Source organism: Roseibium sp. AS2 (assembly GCF_038900065.1).
Lineage (GTDB): Bacteria > Pseudomonadota > Alphaproteobacteria > Rhizobiales > Stappiaceae > Roseibium.
Genome location: NZ_JBBMQN010000006.1, coordinates 77,555 through 92,897 on the forward strand (window position 1 = coordinate 77,555; position 15,343 = coordinate 92,897).

At 61.3% G+C, this 15,343-nt stretch carries 16 protein-coding genes; 10 read left to right on the forward strand and 6 right to left on the reverse strand.

Features of this window, described 5'->3' with window-relative positions; translation table 11 throughout:
- The first annotated feature begins 58 nt into the window (after positions 1–58).
- Positions 59–412 (forward strand): metalloregulator ArsR/SmtB family transcription factor, encoded by a 354-nt coding sequence (locus tag WNZ15_RS18265; protein WP_342894449.1) that lies wholly within the window; start codon positions 59–61, stop codon positions 410–412.
- 11 nt (positions 413–423) lie between these two features.
- A complete protein-coding gene (locus tag WNZ15_RS18270; RefSeq protein ID WP_342894450.1) occupies positions 424–915 on the forward strand; it encodes an SRPBCC domain-containing protein in 492 nt (163 codons plus the stop codon).
- Positions 916–986: 71 nt separating this feature from the next.
- Here the strand turns inward: WNZ15_RS18270 and WNZ15_RS18275 are convergent, their stop codons facing one another.
- The gene (locus WNZ15_RS18275) at positions 987–1,988 is read right to left on the reverse strand and encodes a DnaJ C-terminal domain-containing protein (RefSeq protein WP_342894451.1); all 1,002 of its coding nucleotides are present in this window, start codon (positions 1,986–1,988) and stop codon (positions 987–989) included.
- A gap of 200 nt (positions 1,989–2,188) precedes the next feature.
- Positions 2,189–2,656: an RT0821/Lpp0805 family surface protein gene (locus WNZ15_RS18280; protein WP_342894452.1), complete on the reverse strand. Its 468-nt coding sequence runs from the start codon at positions 2,654–2,656 to the stop codon at positions 2,189–2,191.
- Positions 2,657–2,738: 82 nt separating this feature from the next.
- Here WNZ15_RS18280 and pdxH point away from each other — a divergent pair, with 82 nt between their 5' ends.
- On the forward strand, positions 2,739–3,374 hold the full coding sequence (pdxH, locus tag WNZ15_RS18285; RefSeq protein ID WP_342894453.1) for a pyridoxamine 5'-phosphate oxidase: 636 nt from the start codon (positions 2,739–2,741) through the stop codon (positions 3,372–3,374).
- Between the two features lie 24 nt (positions 3,375–3,398).
- On the opposite strand, the gene WNZ15_RS18290 is transcribed toward pdxH, so the two are convergent.
- From WNZ15_RS18290 to WNZ15_RS18300, 3 genes are all read right to left on the reverse strand, one after another.
- The gene (locus tag WNZ15_RS18290; protein WP_342894454.1) at positions 3,399–4,373 is read right to left on the reverse strand and encodes a CorA family divalent cation transporter; all 975 of its coding nucleotides are present in this window, start codon (positions 4,371–4,373) and stop codon (positions 3,399–3,401) included.
- Between the two features lie 177 nt (positions 4,374–4,550).
- Positions 4,551–4,724 (reverse strand): hypothetical protein, encoded by a 174-nt coding sequence (locus WNZ15_RS18295; protein ID WP_342894455.1) that lies wholly within the window; start codon positions 4,722–4,724, stop codon positions 4,551–4,553.
- 307 nt (positions 4,725–5,031) lie between these two features.
- Positions 5,032–5,469 carry a hypothetical protein gene (locus tag WNZ15_RS18300; protein WP_342894456.1) on the reverse strand — a complete coding sequence of 146 codons (438 nt, stop codon included), beginning with the start codon at positions 5,467–5,469 and terminating at the stop codon, positions 5,032–5,034.
- Between the two features lie 187 nt (positions 5,470–5,656).
- Between WNZ15_RS18300 and WNZ15_RS18305 the strand changes: the two genes are divergently transcribed.
- Positions 5,657–6,646: a DUF1499 domain-containing protein gene (locus WNZ15_RS18305; RefSeq protein WP_342894457.1), complete on the forward strand. Its 990-nt coding sequence runs from the start codon at positions 5,657–5,659 to the stop codon at positions 6,644–6,646.
- Between the two features lie 30 nt (positions 6,647–6,676).
- Here the strand turns inward: WNZ15_RS18305 and WNZ15_RS18310 are convergent, their stop codons facing one another.
- Positions 6,677–7,612, reverse strand: coding sequence for an MBL fold metallo-hydrolase (locus WNZ15_RS18310; protein ID WP_342894458.1), 936 nt, complete (start codon positions 7,610–7,612; stop codon positions 6,677–6,679).
- 163 nt (positions 7,613–7,775) lie between these two features.
- Between WNZ15_RS18310 and WNZ15_RS18315 the strand changes: the two genes are divergently transcribed.
- From WNZ15_RS18315 to pstA, 6 genes are all read left to right on the forward strand, one after another.
- The gene (locus WNZ15_RS18315; RefSeq protein ID WP_342894459.1) at positions 7,776–8,252 is read left to right on the forward strand and encodes an SRPBCC family protein; all 477 of its coding nucleotides are present in this window, start codon (positions 7,776–7,778) and stop codon (positions 8,250–8,252) included.
- A gap of 185 nt (positions 8,253–8,437) precedes the next feature.
- Positions 8,438–9,793: an ATP-binding protein gene (locus tag WNZ15_RS18320; RefSeq protein WP_342894460.1), complete on the forward strand. Its 1,356-nt coding sequence runs from the start codon at positions 8,438–8,440 to the stop codon at positions 9,791–9,793.
- Between the two features lie 86 nt (positions 9,794–9,879).
- Positions 9,880–10,878: a substrate-binding domain-containing protein gene (locus tag WNZ15_RS18325; protein WP_342894461.1), complete on the forward strand. Its 999-nt coding sequence runs from the start codon at positions 9,880–9,882 to the stop codon at positions 10,876–10,878.
- A gap of 472 nt (positions 10,879–11,350) precedes the next feature.
- Complete coding sequence (locus WNZ15_RS18330) at positions 11,351–12,436, forward strand: substrate-binding domain-containing protein (protein WP_342894462.1); 1,086 nt, start codon at positions 11,351–11,353, stop codon at positions 12,434–12,436.
- Positions 12,437–12,521: 85 nt separating this feature from the next.
- A complete protein-coding gene (gene pstC / locus WNZ15_RS18335) occupies positions 12,522–13,994 on the forward strand; it encodes a phosphate ABC transporter permease subunit PstC (RefSeq protein WP_342894463.1) in 1,473 nt (490 codons plus the stop codon).
- Positions 13,994–15,343: a phosphate ABC transporter permease PstA gene (gene pstA / locus WNZ15_RS18340; protein WP_342894464.1), complete on the forward strand. Its 1,350-nt coding sequence runs from the start codon at positions 13,994–13,996 to the stop codon at positions 15,341–15,343. Before pstC ends, pstA begins: the two co-directional genes overlap by 1 nt.

Genomic DNA, 15,343 nt, shown 5'->3' on the forward strand with positions numbered 1-15,343 from the left:
TGTGGGACCGGGCAAGAAAAACTTGTGTCGATGTGAGAAAGAGTATAACCAGATAGTTATGGAACAGGTTGGTTATGAAAGCGCGCAGGTAAATCTCGACGGTGTCTTTTCGGCACTTTCCGATCCGACGCGCAGGGCGATCCTGACGCGGCTCGCAGCCGGGGAGGCGTCGGTGAGCGAGCTCGCGGAACCTTTCGAAATCAGCCAGCCGGCGGTGTCGAAGCACCTGAAAGTGCTGGAAAAGGCGGGTCTGATCACGCGTGGGTCGGACCGGCAGCGCAGACCCGCCCGCCTGAACGCCGCGCCGATGAAGGATGCCATCGCCTGGCTTGAGGAGTTCAAACGCTTCTGGTCGTCAAGCTTCGATCAACTCGACGATCTTCTGGAAGAATTGAAAAACGCAGATCTATAGGGAGTGAAAAAGTGTCCTTGCCGGAATTCATACTTGAAAGGCGTTTCAACGCGCCGCGAGATCTTGTCTGGAGAAGCTGGACGGAGCCGGATCTGCTGGCACGCTGGTATGGCCCGGGTGTTGAGACAATCATTCACAAGCTGGATGTTCGGCCCGGAGGCCTTTGGCTCAACGAAATGAAAATGGGCGGCGGGTCTCACTACCAGAGGGTCGAATACACGGAAGTCCTTCCGCTGGAAAAACTGGTCTGGCTGCATTCGGTCGCAGACGCCGACTGGCACGTCACGACCAATTCGATGATGCCCGACTGGCCGCGCGTCTTGCTGACAACCGTGACATTTGTCGCGGACGGTGACTGCACGGACGTCCGGCTGGTCTGGACACCTCATGAGGCAAGTGACGCCGAAATCGCCTGTTTCGCCGGCGCAATCGGCGGACTGGACAAGGGCTGGGGCAAGGGTATGGACGTGCTGGAAGACCTGCTGGCGGAACTGCAGGCGTAGGTCCAGGGAAAATCGGGTTTGAGCAAAAAGGGTCGCCCTGGGGCGGCCCTCAGCTTGCCGGGATCGAAAACCTAGTCGAATTCCGGCCCGCGTGCCCGGTAGGGGGTGATTTCCTTCCAGGCCTTCATCAGCGTGTCGAGTTCGTCGTCGCCATGAGGCGGCATGACGATTTCCAGCCTGACCAGCAGATCGCCGTGGCCGCCGGTCTTGGTCGGCAGGCCCTTGCCCTTGAGGCGCATGGTCTTGCCGCTGGAGGCATTGGCGGGAATGGTCAGATTGACCGCGCCGGACAGGGTGGGCGTGCGCACCTTGGCGCCGAGCACCGCCTCATAGAGTGTCAGCGGCAGGTTCAGGATCAGGTCCGAACCCTTGACCTCGAACAACTTGTGCGGCTTGAAGCGGATTTCCACCAGCGCGTCGCCGGCGGCCCCGCCATTGGCACCCGGATGGCCCTGGCCCTTGAGCCGGATCTTCTCGCCTTCCACGACCCCTTTGGGAAGGGTGACATTCACGGTCTTGCCGCTCGGCAATGTGACCTGGGTCTTGCCGGAATTGACGATATCCTCCAGCGACACGCGCGCAATGATCTCCGCGTTGCTGCCCTTGCTCTTCGGCGCTGTCCTGGCGCGCGCACCGGCGCCCGCTGTTCCTGCGCCGGCAAAACCGCCACCGGCCGAACCGCGCGCCCGGCCGCCGCCGCCGAAACTGCCGAAGATGTCGTTCAGGATGTCGTCGAAACCACCTGCGCCGGCAGCACCGCCGCCTCCGGCCCGAAAGCCGCGTGTTTGACCCGCTGTGCCGAAATCCTCCTGGCCGGTAAAGCCTTCAAAACCGCCGGCGTGAAACCGCTGCTTGCCTTCCGCGTCGATTTCGCCGCGGTCGAACTTGGCGCGTTTTTCCTTGTCGCCGACAATTTCGTAGGCCTGGTTGGCCTCGGCGAAATTCTTCTGTGCCGTCGGGTCATCCTTGTTCTGATCCGGATGGTATTTTTTGGCCAGTTTCCGAAAGGCCTTTTTTATATCGCCCTCGCTGGCGGATTTCGCCACACCGAGAACGCTGTAGGGATCACGCATTCGCTTCACCAGGTTTCCAAGATTTTCCGGCAAAGCGGCCCGCGCAGATCCTTTCCCGGCGGGTTGCCCTGCGGGAATCGGGATGGAAGGGGGCCAGTCTCGACCGGACTTTCACCTTATATCGGGTTGGAGGAGGGAAAATTCCAGACCTCCGGCACCGTCACAAGGACCATCTGGTTTTAACGTGTTTTTCCGCGTGTTCAAGCGTCGGCGACGGTGAGGGTGACAACCGCGAATTTCCGGGTCACGTCCCGGCAGGCCGTACCCTGATAGAGCTTGATGCCGGCGATGGTGTTCGCCGTGGTCTTGAAACCCACGCATCCGGTGGATGTCAGCGCGGCGGTGTCAATGCTGGTCAGCGTGCCGGAATTGCCGCTGACCGCATTCAGCCAGGGCAGCGTGAGACCTTCCGGAGCGCGGCCCGCGTCAAGGTCCGGCCCGATGGCGTCGATGTTCCCGGCAATGATCTGCCGGTCCTCTTCGCTGATGTCGGAATGGGCGACGTCGGTGGAAGACGCGATGGAGCCGGTCAGCAGCGTGGGCGTATCGACGTTGTTGCTGCCCATTGGCATGGACACCTGGCCGCAACCGGCCAGCCCGGCGCCAAGCACCATGACAACGGCCACAAAATATTGGATCTTGGTGTGCCCGACAGTATATGAACGCATGCGATACACTTTGAGACAGCCCTTGGCAGCGGCTTGTTTCATGCCGTTCCGAATGGCTGCCGACTCCTTCGACAGGTTCCCGATGACAGACCTTAAAGATCCGCATGAAGAGTTAACAAAAGGTGACTTCTCCGGGGTTGAGAACCCGTTTGATCTTTTCTCTGAATGGCTTGAGGATGCCAGAGCCTCGGAGCCGAACGATCCCAACGCGCTTTCTCTGGCGACCGTGGATCCGGAGGGCCTGCCCAATGTGCGCATGGTGCTGTTGAAGGGCTTCGACGAGCGCGGCTTCACCTTTTACACCAATCTTGAAAGCGCCAAGGGCCGCGAACTGCTCTCCTCCGGCAAGGCGGCCATGTGTTTTCACTGGAAATCCCTGCGCCGGCAGGTCCGGATCCGGGGCGCAATCCTGCAGGTATCCGGTGAGGAAGCGGACGCGTATTACCAGAGCCGGCCGCGCGGCAGCCGCATCGGGGCCTGGGCCTCGAAACAGTCCCGTCCGCTGGAAAGCCGGTTCGCGCTGGAAAAGGAAGTCGCCAGATACACCGCGAAATTCGGCATAAGCGACATTCCCCGGCCCGACCACTGGTCAGGACTGCGGTTGGAGCCGGCGTCGATCGAATTCTGGCACGACCGGCCGTTCCGTCTGCATGACCGGCTACAGTTCAATCGGTCCTCGTCTGACCAGCCCTGGTCGAAAGAGCGGCTCTATCCGTGATCGAGGATCGGTCGGCGCTGGAGATTACAGCAGGCGTTTCCATCGGAAAAACAGGAATGTCACGACCACCGACACCAGCATGAGGCCGATGGAGAACTCGAAACCCTGCTGCCAGCGCAGTTCCGGCATGTTGTCGAAGTTCATTCCGTAGATCGATGCGATCAGTGTGGGCGGAAGGAAAACCAGGCCCAGCACGGTGAAGATCTTGGAAATCTGGTTCTGTTCGAGCGTGACCAGCCCCACCGTGGCGTCCAGCAGAAACGTCAGCTTGTTGTCGAGCGCGTCGCCGTGTTCCTTGATGGAATGGATGTCCCATCCGAACATGGTGCAATCGGCGATCTGATCGTCGTTGAGGCCGAGACGCTTGGCATGAGTGCCGATGTAGAGAAGCATGCGCGCGAGGCTCGAGCACACGTCGTGCATCTTGGACACGTGCAATCCGATTTGACCGAGCCTCTTGATGGCGACCTGGTAGCTGTCCGTCTTGCGGGTGTTGAGACCGACGCCGAAAACCTCGACGGCAAGCGCGTCATACTGGGACGAGGCACTTTCCATTTCGTCGGCGCACCGGTCCACGATGATGTCAAGCAACGCGACCAGAACCGCGGGCCCGATATGGGCGATGCTGCCGTCCATCTGGATCTTCTTTGAAAGAAGGGTGATGGACCGCGGCTCTCCATAGCGCACGGTCACGAGACGCTTGGCATTCACGACGAAAGTCACGGATGACACCGCCGGGTCGATCATCTGGGTGGCAATCGGCAACTGGGCGGTCATGACGACCGCGCCCGGTTCGAGATAAAGACGTTCGGACGTCTCGATCGAGGTGATTTCGTCCCGCGTCGGGATCTCTGCGCCCATCAGCTTTTCGGCCGCCTTTTGTTCCTCGTGGGTCGGCGCGAAAAGGTCGATCCACACGGAAGTTGTCGGCAGGGCGGCCCCGGGCGCCAGTTCGACCCGTTCCAGGCCGTTGACTGTGGGACAATAGGCAATGATCATTTGAGCAAATCTCCGCACGCTCAATTCGTCGACACACCCTGGTGTGTCTTGGGTTGGCGGCAGTTTGCCCAAGAGGTCCGGATTCAGCAACACTCGAGCGAATGCGCCCCACACCTTGAAGCGCCGGGAAGGTTCCCGACAGGTGCGTCGACGGGCTCGCGGTGTCGAACCGGGCGTCTATTTGCCTTTTTTCGGCAATGCCTCAGGTTTCCGGCACAAGGCCACGGCGTTGATCGCGGCGATGCCGACCGGCTTGTAGAGGTTCACCAGTTGCGCATCGGCGGCCTTGGCCTGGGACTTGGCATGAAATTGGGCCAGGAACTGCGTGTGATGGGAAGTTTGCTCAGACATTGGTCAGGTCCGTTTATTTTTCTCGGCCCATGCGCTTGTCGTCGCCCTCTGTGGAGCAGATCGCGTGCGAGCGGGCCGCGTGCATGTCATGTCCGGATGCGGCAATCGGAAGGCAACATGCCTTCGCGGCCGGGTTTGTTCCGGACAAGGGCAGCATGCGCCTGCTGATCCGTTTCGGCCAGTCAAAAACCATAACAGGATGTAACGAATCCACAGTGGAATTGAAGTAAAACAGCAAGGTTTTGTTCACACTATGACAGGCCGGACCTGAACAGCCGTCACAACACGGGCGGCAACGGGCCCCGGGTCAGACCAGGTAAGTCCTGTGATCGCGCAACGAAACGCCGCGCAGGCTGCACGTGAACCCGGTCACGCAGCGCGCGATGCACAGGAGAATGGTCGCGGCGATCAGCCCCAGGCCTGCGAGCATCAGATAGGAAGACAGCGGCGCTCCCAGCAGGATCATCAGTCCGCCGAGACTGCTGCCGATCGCCAGCAGCGCGATGGTCGTGCGAATGTAATGATAGTGCGCCTGCAGCCAGCGTCCGTCCGTTTCCGCGAATCGAACGGCAAACACCAGGGCGGCCGGGACCAGCAGCCCGGTCAGGACCAGGACATTGCACAAGCAGATGTTGAAGTATCCCGGGCGGATCACCGCCGCCGGCAGCGGCCCCGCAGCGGTCTGCTCGCTGCGTTTCCTGTTGCCTTGCCCGTTTGCCGGATGACGGGAACCTGGTCCGGTCATTCCCCACCCCGAATTTGACTGATCCTTGCCGCCCGTCGGAACGGATCCTGGCTTCTCCAAAGAATAATTATGCTGTGTGTGGGACGGAAGTGAAGTTCAATTTTGACAATTCGTCCGGAAAGGCACAAACAATCATGACGCCGCCTGTTGCTGCCGCCGCCCGTGAGCGGGCATTGCAAGATGGGATATGATGAAGCGCTACGCCGTCTATCGAACCACATCGGCGCCGGCCAGCCGCAAGCTGGGGGCCGCCGGCCTCGCGCTGGCCCTGACCGCGTTCCTGGCGATGCGGTTCGGGGTGATCGACGCGGATGTGTTCGTTCTGTCGCTTGTCGTGTCGGCGGTCATTGCGTTTGCCGCTCTCGTGCTGGCGTTGCATGCCTGCAACCGGATCTGGATCCATGGCGGGCCGGGCGTGCCGGCCGCATTGACCGGCACGATTTTCGGCTTGCTCGCCCTCGGGCCGCCGGCGCTTGTGGTCGCAATGCTGGTCCTGCGGCCAGGCACACAGGACCTGTCGACGGATCGTCTGGAGCCCCCTGAGGTGAACGCCCAGTCCCTTGCCGCCGAACAGCCCTTTCTCGGCTGGTTCGACGATGCCGTGCAGCAGCATGTCTGGCCGTCGGTGGCGCGCTGGTCCGGCAGCGCCGCGGCGCCGGACGGCGGAACGCAACAGCGGTTTCCCGACATCGTTTCGCGGCGGTACCGCATTTCGACGGCGCAGCTGCATGCGGCCGGTGCCAAGGCGCTCGACACCCTGAACTGGAAAGTGGTGGACGAACTGCCGCCCGACCTGCTTGATGCGCCCACCCGCCTTCAGGCGGAAGGCACCTCCCGGATTCTCGGTCTCAAGCATGATGTCACGCTGCGGATCCGTCCCGATCCGGTGGGCGCCCTGCTGGATGTGCGCGCCCGCTCGCGCACCCCGCTGAACGACATTTCCGGCAACCCGGACCATATCCGCAACGTCTTTGCCGAAATCGACAGGGTGCTTCTGGACACCTACGGCGATCTGGCCCGCCTGGCCGTCGACGAGACGGTGGTGGAAGAAGAACTCCAGCCGGAGCCGGACGAAGAGCTGCGCGATACGATCCCGCTGCCGGGCTTCAAGCCCTACGTCGAAGAGGACGATACGCCTGCGCCCGACGGGCCGGACTTGACCGATCTGGAAGGCTAGACACGGTCCTGTGCCATCCCCCGTCCGGTCTCAATCCGGTCGGACATCCTGGTCGCTTTCAACCGAGCGCTCCAGGCGGTAAGTCGCATCCAGGGCCAGTCCGGGCTGCGCGATGACACGCTTTCTTTCGGCGAGGTCTTCCAGGTGGGCGAACACCGACATTGCCGCTGCCGGGTGCAGGGCGGGGTCGATCTCCGCGTAGAGTGCGCCGACCAGCTCGGGGATGGATTTCTCCCTCTGGTCAAGCTGCGCGAGAATGGCGCTCTCCCGGGCGAGCCGGTGGCGCCTGAGGTTCCGCACATAGGGCAGCGCATCGTGAATGATGCCGCCGTGCCCGGGCAGATAGGTATGCTCCGTCCGGCCCAGCAGCTTGTCGATGGACGCCATATAGTCGCGCATGCTTCCGTCGGGAGGGGCGACCACGGACGTCGACCAGCCCATGACGTGGTCCGCCGACAGCAGAACGGGTGCTCCGCACACGGCAAAGCACAGGTGATTGGCCGTGTGTCCGGGGGTTGCGACCGTCTCCAGCGCCAGTTCGGGCGCTTCTAACAGCTCGCCGTCTGCAAGCATTCTGTCGGGCACATGGTCCTTGTCGCCGCTGGCGTCAAGCGGATTGACTTCATTGCGGGCGAGGGCGCGTGCCGGCCTGTGTGGTCCGCATCCGACGATGGGCGCGCCGGTTTGCGCCTTCAGCAAGCGGGCGCCGGGCGAGTGATCGACATGGGTATGGCTGACCAGAATGGCTTCGATGGTCGCTCCGGCTGCCGCCCTGAGGATCGCATCGATATGAGCCGGTGAGGCCGGGCCCGGATCAACACACACCAGCCGCCGGGTGCCGAGCAGATAGGTGTTGGTGCCGTAAAAGGTGAAAGGTCCGGAATTGTCCGCGGTGAGGCGCCGGATTCCCGGTACCACTTCCGTGGCGTCGCCATAGTTCGGTTCAAAATCGCGATCGTGTTTCATGCCGGCGGGTCCGTGCCCTCGTGTTCTGGCGTCCGCGTCATGTATCTGACGTTTGTGTCGGATAGGAAAGCAGAACTTTGCCAATCCGGGGCAAGTTGTGGAACAGTGTGGTGCTGTTTCAATCGGATTTCCGGGTCTTGGCCCCAAGCTTGGCGATGAGGACATGACGCAAGATACCGAATGCCGTTTCGACCTCCTGCTGGCTCTGCCGCGGGACAAGGCATTCGCGCTCGTTGTCGATCGGCCCGACCTCTGGTGGTCGACCCCGTTCAGGGACGGCAGCATTGCCGGGAGCGAAGCCGCGATTGAACCGTTTGCCGGCGGGAGGTGCTCCGAGACCGACGAAAACGGCCGGCGCGTCTGGGGAACCGTGCTCTCCATCGAACCTCCCCTTTATGTCCGGCTTGCCTGGCAGGTGACGCTGCGCGGAGAGGAAATCGCGGACCCTGCCACTGCAAGCAGGGTCATGTTGAATTTCCGGGAGGCGGGACCGGTGACCCGTCTGGAAATCGTCCATACCGAGTTTCTCAGGCATGGTGAGGAAGGGGCGGATTATCTCGGCCGCATGTGCGAACCCGGCGGTTGGCCGCGGATCATGGACAATCTGGAAAAAGCGGCACAAGGCGATCGGTTGCGCTGACGCCTGATTTCGAAAGCGCGCTTGAAAAACTTCGGCCTGTCGCTTGGATGACATGCTTGCCATGCTACTTGGGGTGTTCGAAAACGCTTCGGCCACCCTGTTTCGACCTTGCGTAATTGCTGAGGCGTCGAAATAGTACCGGAAGTCCACGGTGCAAACCGCCCGCAAAATTCACACAAGTATCCATGACAAAGACCCCTACGACACTCGAGGAGCCCGCCGAGCCCCGGCCGATCGCTTCCCCCCTGACAAGGCTCGGCGACGCACGGTGGATTCTGATCACGGTCTTCTGTGCCGCGATGGTCGCAGTTGCCTTTTATGGTGTTCCGTTTTCTGCCGTGCTGGTGATGATGGCCGTGCTGGGTGTCGTCACAGGCCTAATTCCCCGCCGGGCATCGAGCCGCAGGGTCAAGCTGAATGCGCAACGGGAAATCCGGCGGATGTGGCCGGGCACGGGCATGAAGCTGACCGTGGATGCGCTGCCGACACCCTGTATTGTCGCGGACGGGCGGGGGATCACCCGCTATGTCAACAAGCAGGCGCATGCGGCGTATGAAGGCGTGAAGCCCGGTGATCCGCTGTCCTTTTCCCTGAGAGCTCCCTCCCTTCTGGAGGCTTTCGACCGCGTGTGCACCACCGGCGAGGCGGAACGGATCAACTGGATCGAGAAAGTTCCGACGGAAACCTGGTACGAGGCGCATATCGCGCCGATCTATATGCCCGGGAGCGCCGGACAGGACCGCGGTCCGGGCCTTCCGGACTTCATTCTCGTCGTCATTCAGGATCAGACCGAAAACCGGCGGCTGGAGCGCATGCGCACGGATTTCGTGGCCAATGCCAGCCACGAACTGCGCACGCCGCTGGCGTCGCTGACCGGGTTCATCGAGACCCTTCAGGGGCCCGCGCGCAACGATCCCGAGGCCCAGGACAGGTTTCTGGCGATCATGCTGGATCAGGCCGGCCGCATGCGCCGCCTGATCGACGACATCCTGTCGCTGTCGCGGATCGAGCTGAAGGCGCATGTGCGTCCGGCGGGTATGGTGGACCTATCCGAAATCATCCGTCACACCGCCGATGCCATGTCCCCTGTCGCGGCGGACCTGGGCGTCGACATCCGTGTCGAGATCCAGAACGTGCCGGCAAGGATCAAGGGGGATCGGGACGAACTCATTCAGGTGACGGAGAACCTGATCGAGAACGCGCTGAAATACGGGCACCAGGGCAAGTTTGTCGATATCGGGCTGAGCGAGCCTTCGGGCGATCCGGAAGAGCGCGCCTGGCAGCTCTCCGTGCGCGATTACGGTGAAGGCATACCGCCGGAGCATCTTCCACGCCTGACCGAACGCTTTTACCGGGTGGACGTTGAATCCAGCCGTGCCATGAAGGGGACGGGTCTGGGCCTTGCGATCGTCAAGCACATTCTCACGCGTCACCGTGGCCGGCTTGAAGTGGAAAGCGAACCCGGCAAGGGCGCGACATTCAAGGTAACACTGCCGGCCATCGAAAACGCGGCCGGAATTCCGGACCAGACCTCCGTCTGATCTGAAGCGCCGGTTGTCGTATTCCTGAGACCGGACGTTGATATGCGAAGCATTTCCAATTCGTCCGAACGCCTAGGAGAAGTGAAGTGCCGAAGTATCTGGCTGCCCGCGCAATTCTCGGAGGTCTTGTCTGTCTGACCTCCTGGTCGGCGGAAGCGCGCGACCGACTTCTCATTGTCGGCTCTTCCACCGTCTTTCCGTTCGCGACGGCCGTCGCGGAAAAAATCGGCGAAGACGGCATGAAATTCCCGATTGTCGAATCGACCGGCACGGGCGGCGGTTTTGACCTGTTCTGCGAGGGGGCGGGTGTCGCTACGCCCGATATAACCAACGCCTCGCGGCGGATGAAACCGTCCGAATTCGAAAACTGCAGGGCCAACGGGGTCACGCCCGTCGAGGTCGTGATCGGATATGACGGCATCGTGCTGGCCAATTCGAGGGAAGGGCCGAAATTCGCGCTCACCCTTGAACAGATCTTTGAGGCCCTCGCCGAGAAGCTGCCGCGGGACGGCGCCATTGAAAACAATCCGAACCTGTTCTGGTCGGACATCGATGCATCGCTTCCGGCCGAGAAAATCGAGGTTCTCGGGCCGCCGCCGACCTCGGGCACGCGTGATGCTTTCGAGGAACTTGCGATGGAGGAGGGCTGCGAGATCGTCGGCGGCCTGGAAGCGGATCTGTGCCCCCGCATCCGCCACGACGGCAGCTTCGTCGAGGCAGGCGAGAACGACGATCTGATCGTCGGAGCACTGACGGCGAACCCGGTCACCGTCGGAATTTTCGGCTATTCCTTTCTGGCGAAGAATTCGGACCAGATCCAGAGCGTCGGAGTGAACGCTGTCGATCCGAGCTTCGAGAACATTGCGTCCGGCAAATACCCGCTGTCCAGGCCGTTGTATTTCTACATCAAGAAAGAGCACGTCGGCCTGGTCCCCGGAATTGAGGACTATGTGGCGGCGTTCACCAGTGAAGAGGCCTGGGGCGATGACGGTTATCTCGCTGCCAGGGGGCTTATCCCGCTTGCCGCCGATGCCCGTCTGCATCAGGCTGAAGAGGCCCGTGCGCTTGCGGAGCTGCACTTGTAGGGAAAACCAGAGAGTGTTGATCATCACGCATTCGAGGGCCCATGTCCCTCTGCCGGAAAGGTGCGTTGCGCGCCTTGTCCGACACACCGCATCGCACTGCGACACGCGGCCGGCCCAAAGGCCTCCAAACGCGGTCAGAAGAGTCATGATCAACACTCTGCGGCATAAAATGAGCCGGCAAACAAAGTGATCATGCAGGCGGCAGGACAAAGGCTTTGAACTGGCGCATCGATGTCGGCGTGTGACGCCATATCCAGACCGCGTCGCACGCGAGGCAGTGCCGAGCCTGCTCCCGGGCCGTGCCGACTCTGCGGCGGGTGTCGTATTCTGCCTCCCGTCATGACATAAAACTTTCAAGTGGGGCAAAAGTTTCAATGAAATCAGTAAGTTAAATTGTCATAAAACTGAAAAGAAACCGTCATAGAACTCTCATCGACGGAGCCTAGGTTCCCGGCATCGCTCGCGCATAATCATGGGCGTCGATCTTCTAGAAACCTTGACATTCAAAGGGAGTGGTCAAGTGAAATTTACAACCCTCGTTAGCGCAACTGCCCTGGCCGTTGCTTCCACTGCATTCGTTGGCGCCGCACAGGCTCGCGATCAGGTTCAGGTTGCCGGTTCCTCGACCGTTCTGCCGTACGCCTCGATCGTTGCAGAAGCCTTTGGTGAAAACACCGACTTCCCGACACCGGTCGTTGAATCCGGTGGATCTTCCGCTGGTCTGAAGCGCTTCTGTGAAGGCGTTGGTGAAAACACCATCGACGTTGCAAACGCTTCCCGCAAGATCCGCGAGAAAGAAATCAAGGCCTGTGCCGAAGCAGGTGTTAAGGACATCATCGAAGTCCGCATCGGTTACGATGGCATCGTTTTCGCTTCCCAGCAGAGCGGCCCTGCTTTCACCGCCTTCCAGCCGGCTGACATCTTCAACGCCCTTGGTTCCAAGGTCCTGAAGGATGGCAAAATCGTCGAGAACCCGTACAACAACTGGGCCGATTTCAACGCCGATCTGCCGGACGTCGGTATCGCCGCGTTCATCCCGGGCACCAAGCACGGCACCCGTGAAGTGTTCGAAGAAAAAGTTCTGGCTGTTGGCTGTGAAGCAACCGGCGCCCTGCAGGCCATGCTCGACAGCGGCATGTCCGAGGACGACGCTGAAGACGCCTGCATCGACGTGCGTGCGGACGGCAAGTCCACCGACATCGACGGCGACTACACCGAGACCCTGGCGCGCATCGACTCCAACCCGAACGGCATCGGCATCTTCGGTCTCGCGTTCTACGAGAACAACACCGACAAGCTGAAGGTTGCGACCATGGGCGACGTGGCTCCGTCCACCGAAACCATCTCCACCGGTGAGTACCCGGTTTCGCGTCCGCTGTTCTTCTACGTCAAGAAGGCACACATCGGCGTCATCCCGGGCCTGAAGGAATACGCTCAGTTCTTCATCGCTGACGAAATTGCCGGCCCGAACGGCCCGCTGGCTCAGTACGGCCTCGTTGCCGATCCGGAGCTGGCTGCCACGCAGGCTGCCATCGCTGCTGAAGAAACCATGAAGTAATCGAGCCCGGCTCGTTATCGAGGGGCGGCATCACGCGCCGCCCCTTTTTTCATTTCCGGACATTTTCATTCTTTCGGGGGACCCAATGTCCTTGTTCTGGCTCATTGTGATCGTGCTCGCCATCGCGCTGGTTGGCTACGTAGTTGGGCGCGCGCGTGCCTTGGCCAGCGCCGGTGGCGACATGCGGCTGCTGCATTCTCTGCCTTCCTACTACGGTTCGAACGTGGCTATGAAAGCCGCCGTTCCGGCATTTCTCATTCTTGTTGTCTGGCTGCTTGCCCAGCCGTTCTACGTCGACAGCAGAATTTCCGGCATGATCCCGCAGTCGGCGATCAGCGAAGGATCCTCCCTCGGCCTTGTGATGGCGGAGGTTCGGCGTGCTGCGCAGGGACTGGACAATGTGGTCGCCTCCGGTCAGATGACCGAGGACTTCGCGCGCAACGCGCGGGCCGATTTCAATGACATCACGGCCCGGCTCAAGGATGCCGGCCAGATCGTCACCTCCCAGATCACCCAGCCGGTGATGCGCGCCGCGCAGGCTTACCGGGTTGTGGTCTCGACCGGCAACCTGATCATGTCGATCGTCGTCATTCTGGCTGCCATCGCCGGAGCTCTTTTGGCCCTGCGCGAGACCAACGTGGATTTCAGGGCGCGCAACACCGTTGAAAAGGGCATACGGGTCGCTCTCTTCTCCGCCGCCCTGATCGCCGTTCTCACGACGCTCGGCATCGTTTTGTCGCTGGTCTTCAACACGGTGGAGTTCTTCCGGCTGTATCCGGCAATGGACTTCTTCTTCGGCCTGACCTGGTCGCCGAGCTTCTCCGGCCGCGGTGGTTCATCCGAACTGGGCATCCTGCCGCTGCTCTGGGGCACCTTCTACATCTCCATCGTGGCGCTTGCCGTGGCCGTCCCGATCGGCCTGTTCGCGGCGGTCTACCTGTCCGAATATGCGGGCCCGAAAGTGCGCGCCGTTGCCAAGCCGCTGCTTGAAATTCTCGCGGGCATCCCGACCATCGTCTACGGCCTGTTCGCCCTCCTGACCGTCGGTCCCATGCTGCTGTCGGTCTTCGGCGACGGTGGTCTTGGCATCATGAAGGCGGGAACGGCGGTCATGACGGCCGGTCTGGTGATGGGGGTCATGCTGATCCCGTTCGTGAGTTCCCTGTCCGACGACATCATCAACGCGGTGCCGCAGGCCATGCGTGACGGCTCCTACGGATTGGGGGCCACCAGGTCCGAAACCGTCAAGAAGGTCATCCTTCCCGCCGCCTTGCCCGGCATTGTCGGTGCCATTCTGCTGGCCGCGTCCCGCGCGATCGGTGAAACCATGATCGTGGTGCTCGGGGCCGGTGCGGCTGCGCGCCTGAGCCTCAATCCCTTCGAAGCCATGACCACGGTGACCGCCAAGATCGTCAGTCAGCTGACAGGCGATGCCGACTTCGCGTCACCGGTTGCGCTGGTCGCATTCGCCCTGGGCATGACACTCTTCGTGGTGACCCTGGGTCTCAACATTGTTGCGCTTTACATCGTGCGCAAGTACCGGGAGCAGTATGACTGATGACCGACACAAACCTTCCTCCCTTGACGTCCGGGTCGTCTTCCGATGCACCGGTCAAATCGAAATCGCTCTATGCGCTTGATGATCTGACGCGCCGGCGCAATGCGTCCGAAACCCGGTTCAAGGCCTATGGCATCGGTGCCATCGCAATCGGCCTGTTCTTCCTCATCGTCCTGGCGGTGTCGATCGTCTCCGAAGGCCTGCCGGCATTCACCAAGACCGTGGTCAACGTGAATTTCACGCTGACCCAGGAACAGTTCGACGCTGCCGAATCTCAGCTTTTCAAGACCAAGGCCTACGAGCAGATCTTTATCGGTGCGCTCCAGGGTCAGCTCGAGGAACGCGGTGTGAACGTTCCCTTCGATGCGGCCGCTATCGAACGGATCGTCGGCAAGCCGGGTGGAACCATTCGCGCATATTTCCAGTCCAACCCGGACAATCTGGGCGAGCCGGCGGGATTTGAGCTGGCGGCCTCCTCCCGGGTCGACGGCTACATGAACGGCCGCGTCACGCGCGAGAACATGACCGACAGCCGGTTCCTGCAGGCGAGCGATCTGGATCTTGTCGACAATCTGGTTGAGGCGGGTGTCATCACCAACGTCTTCAACTGGAACTTCATCACCGGTGCGGATTCGGGTGTGGACAATCCGGGCGGCGCCGGCATCGGCGCGTCCGTTGTCGGCTCGTTCTTCATGATGCTGGTGGTCCTGTTCCTGTCCCTGCCGATCGGTGTGGCCGCGTCCATCTACCTGGAGGAATTCGCGCCGCAGAACAGGTTCACGGACATGATCGAAGTGAACATTTCCAACCTGGCGGCCGTCCCCTCGATCGTGTTCGGTATTCTGGGTCTGGCGGTTTTCATCCAGTTCATGCACCTGCCGCAGTCCGCACCGCTTGTGGGCGGGCTGGTGCTGACGCTGATGACCCTGCCGACGATCATCATCTCGACCCGCGCTTCGCTGAAAGCGGTGCCGCCGAGCATTCGGGACGCCGCGCTCGGGGTTGGGGCTTCCAAGATGCAGGCCATCTTTCATCATGTCCTGCCTCTGGCCATGCCGGGCATCCTGACCGGCACCATCATCGGTCTGGCGCAGGCACTCGGTGAAACCGCGCCGCTGCTGCTGATCGGCATGGTCGGCTTCGTGGCACGCGGATACCCTGAAGGTATCGTGGCAGGCTTCACCGATCCGAACTCGGCAATGCCGGCACAGATCTACACATGGGCCGCGCGCGCCGACTATGCATTTTACGAAAAAGCCTGGGGTGGAATCATCGTGCTTCTGGTGTTCCTCCTCACCATGAACGTTCTCGCGGTCATCCTGCGCCGCCGGTTCGAGCGCCGCTGGTAA